Below are 13,704 nucleotides of genomic sequence, written 5' to 3' on the forward strand. Positions count from 1 at the left end.
TTATGTACTAAAGAAAACTCGTCGGAAAGGTCTAGATCAATTGACATCGCATTACGATGCCTGTATTCCCAGACTCAAGGTCAAATTTATTTGTAAAGTTCTTGGAACCTGACCTATCCTTTCGACACTCGTCCCCGCTCTTTGGCAGTCCTCCGAATTCGGAACCGCCCCCGCCGCAGACCCTGCGGCGGACTTGTTTACCCCCATTTGACTCCGACTTCCCTCGCTTTTTACCTGCACCATGCGGCATTGCCGCCTTCCCCCCAAAGGAGTTTCTATGAATCGTGTCTTAACCCGGCTGGGCTTCACAGCCGCCGCCATCGTCGCCGGGAGCGGCATCGTCGCGCACGCGCAGACGGCCACCACCGGTGCCGTCAGCGGCGCGGTGACGGATGGCAAGGGCGCCCCGATCGCTGGTGCGACCGTCCGCCTGACCTCCGCCCAGACCACCCGCCAGGCGGTGACGGGGGCCGACGGCTCCTTCCGCCTCGGCCTCCTGAACCCCGGCGCCTGGACCATCGAAGTCACCAAGTCCGGCCTCCAGAAGTTCACCCAGAACCTCACGGTCCTGGTGAACCAGACCCAGCCCGTCAACATCAAGATGGCCTCCGAGGCGGCCACCGTGGTCGAGGTGCTCGGCACCACCGCCACCGTGGACACCACCACCACCCAGACGGGTCTGGTGACCTCCATGGACAACCTGTCCGCCATCCCCAAGGGCCGCGACATGAGCACCGTGGCCCTGCTGGCTCCCGGCGTCGTCGCCGGCGGCACGTTCGGAACCGGCCTCAACCAGCACAACGACCCCTCCATCGGCGGCGGTTCGGGCGCTGAGAACAGCTACGTCGTGGACGGCCTCTCCACCACCAACACGGCCCGCGGTTTCCAGGGCGCCCAGCTGGTGACCGACTTCATCGACCAGGTGGAAGTCCAGACCGGCGGCTTCAAGCCCGAGTTCAGCGCCCTCGGCGGCGTGATCAACGCCATCACCAAGTCCGGCACCAATGCCTTCAAGGGTTCCGCCTGGGCCACCTGGGACGCCATCGGCATCCAGGCCGTGCCCAAGAGGAACGAGTACTTCAAGCAGGATCCCCCCACCAGCCGCTATGACCTCGGCGGCGAGGTGAGCGGTCCCATCATCAAGGACAAGCTCTTCTTCTTCATCGGCGTGGACGGCAGCAAGACCGAGTCCCCCGAGAGCAACAACCTGCCCAACCGCAGCGGCCTCCGCAACGGCGACGAGACGGTCGACGCCTACCAGGTCATCGGCAAGATCAACTGGTACCTGACCCAGGACCAGCAGCTCACCTTCTCGGCCAACGTGAACAACACGAAGGACGATTTCCCCAACCAGTACCCCGGCACCCTGGGCAACGCGCAGCTCGGCTACAACGCCAAGCTCGACGTTCAGAACTTCGTGCTGAACTACGACTGGAACATCAGCCCCAGCCTGTTCCTCAGCGCCAAGCTGGGCACCACCCAGTACAAGACCACCAACAACCCCACGGACACCACGACTGTCCGCGTGACCGACTACCTCTGGGAAGACATCGGCCCCGGCTCCACCAATGGCGATCCCAATGCCGGCAGCGGCCTCGCCTATGCCCACGGTGGCGCGGGCTACTACGTGAGCGAGGACAAGACGCAGACCACCCAGGCCCGCGTGGACCTGAGCTGGTTCCTGGGCAACCACAACATGAAGTTCGGCCTGTCCCAGCTCGTCTCCAAGTACACGGAGGTCGCCGCCACCTCCGGTGGGGAGCGCGTCCAGATCAACGTGACGACCGCGCCCACCCAGACGCAGATCATCCGGCAGTTCCTCCACACCAATGCCACCGTGAAGGCCATCATCAACGCCTTCTACGCGCAGGACACGTGGGATGTGGGCGCCGGCGTCAAGCTCATGTATGGCTTCCGCTTCGAGACCCAGGATCAGCGGGATCTCCACGACAAGTCCTTCATGAAGTTCGACAACTTCAAGGACTACGTGCAGCCCCGCCTCGGCTTCACCTGGGACGTGAACCAGGACGGCAAGACCAAGGTCAGCGGCAACTACGCGAAGTACTTCGAGCAGATCCCCCAGCGCATGGCCATCCGCGTCTACGCGAACGAGACCTACCTGCGCTACAACTACCGCCCCACCAACTCCACCTATGACACCGCCACTGGCGCCTACACCTACGGGGCCACGCCGAACTCCATCACCGACTACGGCACGCCCTTCAGCTTCGACCCCATCGCCGAAGGGACCAAGCTCCCCGAGCGCAATGAGTACATCCTGGGCGTGGACCACACCTTCGCCAGCGGCTGGACCGCGGGCATCCACGCCAAGTACCGCGAGCTGAAGAACCCCATGGAAGACATGGTGTTCACGGATTCGTACGGCAACCCCTACGACGAGGGTCCGGCCATCTCCACCACCGCCAGCGGGACTCCCCGCTACGGCGCTGGCGCGGCCGTCATCGGCAACCCCGGTGCCTTCCAGCAGTGGCGTCCGAATGCCAAGAGCATGACCAACGTGATCCTGGCGGGCGGACCCGGCAGCTCCACGTACTTCGGCTACCCCTACCCCTACAACAGCTACGGCATCAACATCCTGGACTACTACAACCCGGCCACGGGCCTCTTCACCGTCCAGAACACCGGGTATGAGAAGGCCGGAAACCGCTACCAGAGCGTGGACTTCACCCTGGACAAGAAGACCGACCGCGACACCTTCAGCTTCAGCTACACCTGGAGCCGCCTGGAAGGCAACTACGAGGGCGTGGTATCCAGTTCCAACGGCCAGGCGGACGGCAACATCACCGCCAGCTTCGACTACTTCCCCTATGTGGGCTGGGGCCTGCTGCCCAACGACCGCACCCACGTGGTCAAGCTCTTCGCCAGCCACCGCTTCGACTTCTTCGGTGGCGACCTGAACGTGGGCGTCAACTGGACCTACCAGAGCGGCACCCCCAACAGCGCCTGGGATGACGGCTCCCTGAGCCACGGCAGGGCCCCGGGCTACGACACCGCCCACCTCGGCTACCTCGATTACGACAACAACACCACCCTGAGTGGCAACCCCGTCGTCATCTCTTCCGAGGCTGCCTACAACAATGTCAACAACTGGGCCACTGGCACCGGCTACGGCATCGGCACCCAGTGGATCGGCCCCATGTCCGACACCTACAAGTTCCTGGACATCGGCTTCTACGGCGATGCCGTGGCCACCAACGGGAAGCAGGGCGACGCTGGCCGCTCACCCGCCCTCAACAACGTGGACCTGCACCTCGACTGGGCCTACAAGATCGGCAAGAAGTACAAGCTGGTCCCCAGCGTGGATGTGTTCAACCTGTTCAACACCCGCTACGCCACCGGCCAGCTCCAGCAGGCCACCGACCAGGGTGGCGCTCCGGATCCCCGCTACGGCGCCGCAAACGCCTGGCAGATTGGCCGTCGCTACCGGTTCGGCGTGAAGTTCCAGTTCTAATCGGAACCCACAACCGCAATGAAAACGGGCCCCTCGGGGCCCGTTTTCATTGGAGGCCACCCCATTATTGATGATGGATCAATCGTCTATTCTTTAACCAAGATGACTTCAATCTAGCTCTATTTCCTAGGCTTCCAGAGACTCGGCCAATTAATATCGCGTTGCGATGTAGCGCATGAAAAGGTCAAGAAAAACCTGAAAGGAGTCGAGAACTTGTCCTATCCTTATCGCACTCTCCGCTCTTTCGACATCGACGTCCCGTTACTCCCCGGGTCCGTCGTCCCGCCTCCATGAATCCCGGATGGAGGTCGGCCGCGGTCTAGGCGAAGGCAGGCTCGATGTTTCGACAACCTTCACCTGTGCGGCCTTCCGCACTCATCAGGAGTTCTGCATGCATCTCTCCCCCCGCCGAATGGCCCGCACCACGGCCCTTCTTGTGGCCGCTGGCGCCACGGTCTTCGCTGCCGGTGACGGCAACTTGTATGTCAAGGTGCTGGATTCCCAGGGCAAGCCCGTCGCAGGCGCGACGGTCATCGTCACCAGCCCCACCCAGATCGGCGGCGCCCGCACCGTGCCTTCCGACAAGGAGGGCAATGCCCGGTTCATCCGCCTCAGCCCGGGTGACTTCAAGGTCCAGGTATCCAAGGAGGGATTCCAGACCGCCACCCTCTCCGCCATCGATGTCAAGGTGGACCAGACCTCCTCGGCCAATCTCAAGCTCCAACCCCTGGGATCGGCGACTGTCGAAGTGGTGTCCAATGTGGCCGCAGTGGATGCCACCACCGTCACCACCGGCACCCAGATCACCTCCACGGAACTTGAGACCCTTCCCGTCGGCCGCACCCAGCTTTCCACGCTGAATCTGGCTCCCGGAGTGATCGCCACTCTCGGCAACACCAACGGCAATCCCACTCTGGCCACGGGCCTCAACCGCGACAACTTCGGGTCTGGCGGCGGCCGCAACAACACCTACCTCGTGGACGGCGTGGATGTGACCAGCCCAGAGGCCGGGACCCTGCGCACGACCATCGCCCCTGAGTTGATCCAGGTGCAGGATGTGAAAACCGGCGCCATCACCGCGGAATACACCGCCCGCGCTGGTCTGTTCTCCAGCGTGACGACCAAGGTGGGTGGTAATGATTACTCAGGCGGCCTGACCGTCGACTACCAGAGCCCTTCGCTTCAGAACAAGGTCGGCTACGGGAAGTACGACGTGGGCGAGCGCAGCGTCCGAGATTACAGCGCCTTCTTCATGGGCCCCATCATCAAGGACAAGCTCTGGTTCGTCGGGAGCGTCCAATCCGTCAAGGATGAGCTGACCGTCAAGCTCCCCAGCGGCGAGTCGCGCACAGGCCTGAACGAGGACGGCAAGCGATTCTTCGGCAAGTTGACCTGGCAGATCACGCCTGAGGATCTGTTCAGCTTCACCTACAACACCAATCCATACGACTTCGACAACCTCACCAATCCCGGCGTGGTCACGCGCCGTGCGGCCAAGACCGAGTGGGGCGGAAACCGCTGGATCGCGGCCTACTCTCATCAGTTCAGCAACATCTTCCTGGATGTCCACTACTCCCACCACCAGGAAGACAACAAAGTCACGGGTCTCTATACCGATGCGGGCCCGCAGAACACCATCGTCTCCCTCTCCGCGCTCACGCCCGACCAGGCCCAGCAGGGGAACAGTTCAGCGATGGACCTGCGCGTCTACAAGAAGGACCTGCTTCGCGCGGACCTGACCTGGATCTTTTCCGCGCTCGGCAATCACACCGTCAAGTTCGGCGGCCAGAGCGGTGAAGACTCCCTCACCCGCACCTCCGGCATCAGCCAGGGTACGGCCTACGAGAGCTTCGATCTCGGCACCTATACCTGGGGAGCCCTGCCCGGCGGCCAGGTGAGGTCACAGCGCGCGCGCGTGCTGGGCGCCATCAACAACACCCCCTCCCTCAAGGCCACGGCCATCGCCGCCGGCTACACGCCTACCGGCACCGGCGGCGTGTTCCAGTCCTCGGACTTCAACAGCTACACCTTCAACGAAGTGAATCCCATCGGCGGCTACTACGGCTACCGGAATAATTTCGTATCCTCGGCCAGTTCCACGCCCAAGCAGCTCACCCAGGGGTTCTACATCCAGGATCAGTGGCAGGTCGGCCGGTTCACGCTGAGCCCCGGCTTCCGGTTTGACAAGTACGAGTACAAGGCGGACAACGGCCAGTCACTCTTCAAAACGGACTACAACTTCGCCCCCCGCGTCGGTGCGACCTACGATGTGAAGGGCGACGGCCACTCCAAGATCTACGCCTATTGGGGCCGCTACATCGATCCCATCCGCCTGGACATGGTCCGGTTCACCGGCAGCCTCCAGGCTTCGGCCACCACCGAAGACGTGCGGATGTTCAACACCTGGATCACGGCCATCAACCGCGGCACCAAGGGCTCTGTCGACGCGGTCTTCGTGGACAAGTTCAAGCTCCCCAAGACCGATGAGTTCCGCCTCGGCTATGCCACGGATTTCGCGAGGATCTACTCCTTCGAAGTCGTTGGAACCCTTCGCCGCGACTTCGACATCGTGGAGGACTGGGATATCGGGCTCTACACCAGCCCCGACAACCTTGAAGGCGAGGCCAGGGCCCTGTGGAACATGGGCAGTGCCGCCACGGCGCCTTACGCCTCTCTCACCGCCCAGCAGAAACGCGTGGTGGACTACTTCCGAGGGCTCGCCATGCCGGTTGAATATTTTGCCGGTGGTGGGTTCACCGGGGCCCAGAACCTGGCCCGTGCCAACGCAGGCCAGCTCAACTTCGCCCTGGCCAACCTGCCGGGCGGCGTCCGTAAATACAAGACCCTCGATGTCACCGTCAGCCGCCGGGAATCCAATAACTGGGGCGGTTTCGCTTCGGTCAGCCTGGTGGATGGCCAGGGCAACAGCTTCAGCCTCGGCAACGCGGACTACCAGGGCGATCTGGCGCAGTATGACCCTCGTCTGCCTTACATGAACGGCAAGCTGGATGGCTCCGTGGACTGGATGGCGAAGTTCAACGCCTTCTATCACTGGGACATGGGCCTGCAGGTGGCCATGAACTTCAACGCGAACTCCGGCTACCACTACAGCGCCAGCGACAAGGTCGGCACCCGCGTGCTGAATAGCGCTCCCAAGGACATCAACGATGTCTTCACCGAGCAGGCCGGGAAATTCCGGACCCCCAATTTCTGGCAGAGCGACATCCGCATCCAGTACGCCTGGAAGTGGAACCAGAAGCTCCGCTCCGAGGTCTATCTGGACATCATCAATCTGACGAACCGCCAGGAAGTCACCGGGGTTTCCGAAGGCCTGAATGTCCGCTCCGGAACGACAACGATCTACAACGCGGCCGTGGCAGGCGAGCCCTATGCCTTCCAGGCGCCACGGCGTTATCAGATGGGCTTCCGCCTGAAGTTCTAGCGGAACCATCTGCACCAAGGAGAAGGGGGCCATCCGGCCCCCTTTCCTTTGGCCAAGAGACCCGCTGCTATGGCGCGCTCGCACGGCGCTCCTCGAGCGGCGACGCAAGACCTTGTCAGGCGCGCCTCGCCATCAGATCAGTCCTTCGGCACCCACTGGATGTCGGCCACGCCGGCGGTGGCGTTCTCGGCGCGGGCGAGGGCGAAGAGCCAGTCGCTGAGGCGGTTCAGGTAGGCCAGGACGGAGGGATTCAGCGGCTCCTCGTGGGTGAGGGCCACCACCTCGCGCTCGGCCCGGCGGCAGACCGTGCGGGCCAGGTGGGCGTGGGCGGAGGCGGACGTGCCGCCCGGCAGTACGAAGGCCGTCATGGGCGGCGCCAGCGCCGTGAGGCGGTCGATGTCCGCCTCCATGTCCGCCAGGGTCCAGGTGGGAGCGCTCATGCGGGCCCCCAGCAGCTCCTGGCGGTTGGCGGGCGTGGCCAGGATGGCCCCCAGCACGAAGAGGTCGTGCTGGATGCGCTGGAGGGTCTCCTGCGTGGCACAGGGAGCCGTGGCATGGAGCAGCAGGAGGCCCATGACGCTGTTCAGCTCATCCAGCGTGCCGTAGGCCACCAGGCGCAGGTGGGACTTGCTGACCCGCTCCCCGCCGAAGAGCCCTGAGGAACCGTCGTCGCCCGTGCGCGTGTAGAGCCTCATGATCGGACCTCGATAAACAGGGACAGGATGAGTCGGCGCCTACGCCCCGCCGCGGGCGCGGCTCCAGGCCACGGTGTCGGTGCGCCAGTCCGCCAGGGCGGCTAGGCCGGTGGCATCCAGGAGGCCACGATGTTCGGCCTCCTCGGACAGCACCTGGAAGGAGCCGAGCACCTCGAACGGGATGTGCGCCGAGGCGAAAGCCCGCTCCGCCTGGGGCAGGCCGTAGCTGAAGAGGGCCAGCACCGCCGGCACCTCGGCGCCCTCGGCCCGGAGCGCGTCCGCGCACTTGAGGCTGGACATGCCCGTGGAGATCAGGTCCTCGATGAGCACCGCGCGGTGCCCCTTGGCCAGGGGGCCCTCCACCTGGCGGCCCATGCCGTGGTTCTTGGGCGTGGGACGCACGTAGGCCATGGGCAGGCCCAGGCGATCCGCCACCATGGCCGCCCAGGGCACGCCCGCGGTGGCCGCCCCGGCCACGAGCGTCGGGGCGAAGCTGGCGGTCCGGGCCGCCAGGGCCGCCACGATCTGGCCGCGGGCCTCGGGGAAGCCCAGCAACTGCCGGTTGTCGCAGTAGATGGGCGCCTTCAGGCCGCTGGCCCAGGTGAAGGGGTCCAGGGGCTGGAGGCGCACGGCGCCGGCGTCCAGCAGGCAGGCGGCGAGATCCCGGGGCGAGAGGGGCATCAGATCTCCAGGTCGGCCACGGGCTGCTTGGACATGTAGCGCTCGGCCCCGTCGGGGAAGAGCGTCACCACCCGGGAACCGGCGGGCAGGGTCTTCGCGAACTCGCGGGCAGCCCAGGCGTTGGCGCCCGCGGAGGCGCCCACCAGGCAGCCCTCGGTGGCGATGAGCTCCCGGGCCGTGGCCAGGCTGTCGGCGTCCGCCACGTCGATGATGCGGTCCGCCAGGGAGAGGTCGAGGCTCGCGGGGATGAAGCCGTTGCCCACCCCCTCCACCACCCACTCGCCCACGGGGGCCCCGCAGTAGACGGAGCCCACGGGCTGCACCACCACGGCCTTGAGGGCGGGGTTCTTCTCCTTCAGGTAGCGGGCGATGCCTGTGAAGGTGCCGCCGCTGCCCGCGCCCAGCACCACGGCATCCACGCGGCCCTCCATCTGCTGCCAGATCTCCGGTCCCGTGGTGGCGTAGTGGCTGTCGGGATTGCTGGGATTGTCGAACTGCTGGGGCACGAAGGCGTGGGGAATGCTCGCCGCCAGCTCCTGGCACTTGGCGATGGCACCCTTCATGCCCTGCTCCTTGGGGATGAGCACCAGCTCGGCGCCCAGGGCCTTCATGAGCATCATCTTCTCGCGGCTGTACTTCGTCGGCACGCAGAGGATGCAGCGGTAGCCGAGCGCCTTGGCCGCGATGGCCAGGCCCACCCCGGTGTTGCCGGCGGTGGGCTCGATGATGGTGCTCACGCCGGGCTTGATCTGGCCGAGCGCCTCCGCGGCCTTGATCATCCCCACGCCGATGCGGTCCTTCACGCTGCCGCCGGGGTTCAGGTACTCGAGCTTGGAGAAGAGCTGGAGGCCCGGCGCGAAGCGGGTCAGGCGCAACAGGGGGGTGTTCCCCACCAGGTCCAGGACGGTGTCGACGACGGGGGGGAGGGTCTTTGCCACGGAATCAGCCTTTCACCACGATGCTCACGAGCTTGCCGCCCGGAGGAAGGACCACTTTCACGATTTCCTTGCCGGCCAGGTGGGGCTGGGCTTCGGCGCAGGCCAGGGCCGCCTCGCGGCGCTGCTCCTCACCGGCGTGGACCGGCACGGTGATGCGGCCGCGCACCTTGCCGTTCACCTGCACCACCACCAGCACCTCGTCGGCCTCCAGGAAGGCGGGATCCGCCTCGGGCCAGGCGGCCTGCATGCAGAGACCGGCCTTGCCGAGCTGGTTCCAGAGCTGCTCGGCCAGGTGGGGCGCCACGGGCGACATCATCCGCACGAAGGCATCGAGGGCATGCTGCAGTACGGCCCCGCGGTGCGGCGCGTCCGCCGGCAGGTCGCCCAGCGCGTTGGACAGCTCCATGAGGCCCGAGACCACGGTGTTGAACTGGTAGCGGCGCTCCAGGTCGTCTGTGAGCCGGGCGATGGTCTGGTTGAGCTTGATGAGGAGGGCCTTCTCCGCAGGCGCCAGCTGGTCCTTGGCGGGCAGCGCCTCGCCCGTGACCCCGTGATCTTCGACCATGCGGGTGACGCGCTTGAGGAAGCGGCTGGCCCCCTCGATGCCCTCGAAGCCCGTCCAGTCGATCTCCTTCTCGATGGGCGCGGCGAAGATCATGAAGAGCCGCAGTGCATCCGCGCCGTACTTCGAGATGACCTCGTCGGGATCCACGATGTTGCCCTTGGACTTGCTCATCTTCGAGCCATCCTTCAGCACCATGCCCTGGCAGATGAGCTTCTGGAAGGGCTCAGGGCCCGAGGCCAGGCCGAGGTCGCGCAGCACCTTGTAGAAGAAGCGGGCGTAGATGAGATGCATGGTGGCGTGCTCGATGCCGCCCACGTAGAGGTCCACGGGCATCCAGGCGTCGCTCTCGGCCTTGGCGAAGGGCAGCTCCGTGTTCTTGGGATCCAGGTAGCGCAGCCAGTACCAGCTGCTGTCCACGAAGGTATCCATCGTGTCGGTCTCGCGCCGGGCAGGCTTTCCGCAGACCGGGCAGACACAATCGAGGAATGATCTCGACGTGGTGAGGGGCGAGGGGCCGTGGCCGGTGAAGGCCACGTCCTCGGGCAGCCGCACGGGCAGGTTCTCGGGCTTCTCGGGAACGACCCCGCAGGCATCGCAATGCACGGTGGGAATGGGTGTGCCCCAGTAGCGCTGGCGGCTGAGGCCCCAGTCCTTGAGCTTGTAGGTGGTCGTCTTCTCGGCGCGGGCGCCGAGCTTGGCGATCATGGCAGTCACGGCGTCTTCGCTCTTCATGCCCGTGAACTCACCGCTGTTCACCAGGGTGCCGAGATCCCACTCGCTTTCCGATTCGATGACCTGGGGAATGGGCAGGCCGTATTTCCTCGCGAACTCGTGGTCCCGCTCGTCGTGGGCGGGAACGCCCATGACCGCGCCCGTGCCGTAGTCCATGAGCACGTAGTTGGCGGCGAAGACCGGCACCTTCTCGCCCGTGAAGGGGTGGATCACGGAGAGGGCCGTGCGGTGGCCCAGCTTCACGTCGCTGGTGAGGCGCTCCTCGCGGCTCACGGAGGCCACCTGGTCGCAGAAGGCCTTCAGGGCCGCATCGGTCTCGGCGGCCTTCTCGATGGCGGGATGCTCGGTGCTGAGGGCCATGAACGTGACGCCGAAGAGGGTGTCCAGGCGCGTGGTGAAGACTTCGATCCGGCCATCCCCTTCCAGGTCAAAGGCCAGGCGCGCGCCCTCGGAGCGGCCGATCCAGTTGCGCTGCATGGTCTTCACGTTCTCGGGCCAGTCGAGGCCGTCCAGGCACTCGAGCAGCTCATCCGCGTACTTCGTCGTCTTGAAGAAGTACTGCTCCAGGGGCTTCTGGACGACGGGGAAGCCCGTGCGCTCGTCCTTGCCATCCACCACCTGCTCGTTGGCCAGCACCGTGCCCAGCGCCTCGCACCAGTTCACGGTGCGCATGGCGCGGAACACGTCGCCCGCCTCCCACATCTTGAGGAAGAGCCACTGGTTCCAGCGGTAGTAGTCGTCCTGGAAGCTGGCGATCTCGCGGTCCCAGTCGTAGCTGATGCCCATCTTCTGGATCTGGCCCTTCATCTCCTCGATGTTCTTGCGGGTCCAGATGGCGGGGTGGATGCCGTGCTTGATGGCGGCGTTCTCCGCCGGGAGGCCGAAGCTGTCCCAGCCGAGGGGGTGCATGACCTCAAAGCCCTTCATGCGGCGGAAGCGGGCCGTCACGTCACCCAGGGTGTAGTTGCGCACATGCCCCATGTGGATGCGGCCGCTGGGGTAGGGCAGCATCACCAGCATGTAGAAGGTCTTCGACCCGGGCAGCAGCTCCGAGGCCCGCTTGGCGTGGAAGGCGCCGGACTCGAGCCAGCGGCGCTGGATCTCGGGTTCCTGGGTCAGGGGCTGGAAGGGCATGGCGAAACTCCGGTAGAACCCTTGATTCTACAAGGAAACCTCCTCGCCTCCAGCCTCCGCATGGCGTCAGAAGCACGGACACGGCTCGCCCCATCGAATTCCCACCCTGGCCTGGAATCAGCGCAAGATATCTGCCCACGGAGGGGCACCCATGGACCCGCTGGCCAAGCTGCTCGATCCCCACCTGGACGCCCTCCTGCCGGAGCTGGAGGCGGTCTACAAGGACCTGCACCACCACCCGGAGCTGTCCATGCAGGAGGTGCGCACCGCGAAGCTCGCGGCGGAGCACCTCACTCGGCACGGGTTCGAGGTGACCTCCGGCGTGGGCGGCACGGGCGTGGTGGGGCTCCTGCATAACGGCCCCGGGGCCACGGTGATGCTGCGGGCGGACATGGACGCCCTGCCCGTCACGGAAGCCACGGGCCTGCCCTACGCAAGCACGGCCAAGGCCACGAACGACGAGGGTGTGGAGGTGGGCGTGTCCCACGCCTGCGGCCACGACCTGCACGTGACCTGGCTCATGGGCGCGGCCCGCGTGCTCAGTGAGCACCGGGACCTCTGGCAGGGCACCCTCCTGGCCGTGTTCCAGCCGGGCGAAGAGGTCGCCCGCGGCGCCCAGGCCATGGTGGACGACGGCATGACCACGCGCTTCCCCCGCCCCGACGTCATCCTGGCCCAGCACGTGATGGTGGGGGCGGCGGGCACGGTGGGCACCCGCAGCGGCACCATCCTCTCGGCCGGGGACAGCCTCAAGGTCCGGCTTTTCGGGCGAGGGTCTCACGGCTCCCAGCCCCAGACCTCCATCGATCCCGTGGTCATGGCGGCCTCCACCGTCCTGCGGCTCCAGACCATCGTCTCCCGCGAGGTGGGGCCCCTGGACAGCGCGGTGCTGACCATCGGCTCGCTCCAGGCCGGCACCAAGGAGAACATCATCCCCGAGGAAGCCACCCTCAAGCTGAACATCCGCACCTACGACGAGGGCGTCCGCGACCACGTCCTGACCGCGGTGAAGCGGATCTGCCGGGCGGAGTGCGCGGCCTCGAACGCCCCGCAGGAGCCCGAGTTCACCCCCCTGAACAGCTATCCCATGACCGTGAACGACGCGGAAGCCACGGCGCGGGTGGCGAAGGCCTTCCGGGCCCAGTTCGGCGAGGGGGCCTACGAGACGGCGCCCGCCGCGGCCAGCGAAGACTTCAGCCTCTTCGGCCGCGCCTGGAAGGTGCCCTACGTGTTCTGGATCGTGGGGGGCACCGATCCCGAGGTCCACGCCAGGGCGAAGGCCGACGGGCAGATCAACCGCCTTCCCAGCAACCATTCGTCGCGGTACGCCCCCGTGCTGCATCCCACCCTGAAGACCGGCCTGCAGGCCATGCTGGCCGCGGCCGGGGCCTGGCTCGGCCCCGAGGAGCCCACCAGCCATGCCTGAGCACGCGCTCTTCGAGTTCCTCGATCTGGCGGGCATCTTCGTCTTCGCCATCAGCGGCGCCGCGGCGGCCCGGGAGCGGGACCTGGACCTGTTCGGCATCGTGGCCCTGGCCTTCGTCACTGCCTGCGGCGGCGGCATCGTGCGCGACCTCTGTCTCGGCGCCCTGCCCCCCGTGGGCCTGGCGGACTGGCGCTACCTGGCCTGCGCCACCCTGGGCGCCTTCGCCACCCTCGGCGCCTATGGCTGGGTGCGGCGCCTGCGCTACCCGGTGCTCCTCTTCGACGCGGTGGGGATGGCCATGTTCGCCGTGGCGGGCACCCAGAAGGCGCTGGGGATGGGCCGCAACGCCGAGACCGCCGTCCTCCTGGGGATGATGACCGCTGTGGGCGGCGGCATCCTCCGCGACATGCTGCTCAGCCGGGTGGCCGTGGTGCTGGAGCGGGAGATCTACGCCTCCGCGGCCCTGCTGGGCTCGCTGCTGGTGGTGGTGGGCGATCACTTCCGGTGGGGTCCGGCCGGGACCACCTGGCCGGGCCTCCTGGCCTGTTTCGGGCTGCGCTACCTCTCGCTGCGCTTCGGCTGGAACATGCCCCGCTTCGGGCGGCGGGCCGCCTGAGGG

At 66.0% G+C, this 13,704-nt stretch carries 8 protein-coding genes; 4 read left to right on the top strand and 4 right to left on the bottom strand.

The features are described from left to right. Positions 1-277: 277 nt before the first annotated feature. A complete protein-coding gene (locus tag MLE42_RS07740; protein WP_243287303.1) occupies positions 278-3,472 on the top strand; it encodes a TonB-dependent receptor in 3,195 nt (1,064 codons plus the stop codon). Between the two features lie 391 nt (positions 3,473-3,863). Continuing rightward, the gene (locus MLE42_RS07745; protein ID WP_243287304.1) at positions 3,864-6,914 is read left to right on the top strand and encodes a TonB-dependent receptor; all 3,051 of its coding nucleotides are present in this window, start codon (positions 3,864-3,866) and stop codon (positions 6,912-6,914) included. A 137-nt stretch (positions 6,915-7,051) separates the two neighbouring features. Here the strand turns inward: MLE42_RS07745 and MLE42_RS07750 are convergent, their stop codons facing one another. Genes MLE42_RS07750 through leuS form a run of 4 tightly spaced genes read right to left on the bottom strand, consistent with a single transcriptional unit; the run spans position 7,052 to position 11,659 of the window. Next, complete coding sequence (locus MLE42_RS07750) at positions 7,052-7,609, bottom strand: cob(I)yrinic acid a,c-diamide adenosyltransferase (RefSeq protein WP_243287305.1); 558 nt, start codon at positions 7,607-7,609, stop codon at positions 7,052-7,054. A gap of 39 nt (positions 7,610-7,648) precedes the next feature. Further along, positions 7,649-8,290 (bottom strand): orotate phosphoribosyltransferase, encoded by a 642-nt coding sequence (gene pyrE / locus MLE42_RS07755; RefSeq protein WP_243287306.1) that lies wholly within the window; start codon positions 8,288-8,290, stop codon positions 7,649-7,651. Next, entirely contained in the window at positions 8,290-9,228 is a 939-nt protein-coding gene (locus MLE42_RS07760) for a PLP-dependent cysteine synthase family protein (RefSeq protein WP_243287307.1), read from the bottom strand. Before MLE42_RS07760 ends, pyrE begins: the two co-directional genes overlap by 1 nt. Positions 9,229-9,232: 4 nt before the next feature. Next, the gene (gene leuS / locus MLE42_RS07765) at positions 9,233-11,659 is read right to left on the bottom strand and encodes a leucine--tRNA ligase (RefSeq protein ID WP_243287308.1); all 2,427 of its coding nucleotides are present in this window, start codon (positions 11,657-11,659) and stop codon (positions 9,233-9,235) included. 151 nt (positions 11,660-11,810) lie between these two features. Here leuS and MLE42_RS07770 point away from each other — a divergent pair, with 151 nt between their 5' ends. Continuing rightward, positions 11,811-13,085 (top strand): amidohydrolase, encoded by a 1,275-nt coding sequence (locus MLE42_RS07770; RefSeq protein ID WP_243287309.1) that lies wholly within the window; start codon positions 11,811-11,813, stop codon positions 13,083-13,085. Then, complete coding sequence (locus tag MLE42_RS07775; protein WP_243287310.1) at positions 13,078-13,701, top strand: trimeric intracellular cation channel family protein; 624 nt, start codon at positions 13,078-13,080, stop codon at positions 13,699-13,701. The genes MLE42_RS07770 and MLE42_RS07775 overlap by 8 nt, the downstream gene beginning before the upstream one ends. Positions 13,702-13,704 lie beyond the last annotated feature (3 nt).

Source organism: Geothrix terrae (genome assembly GCF_022808775.1).
GTDB lineage: Bacteria > Acidobacteriota > Holophagae > Holophagales > Holophagaceae > Geothrix > Geothrix terrae.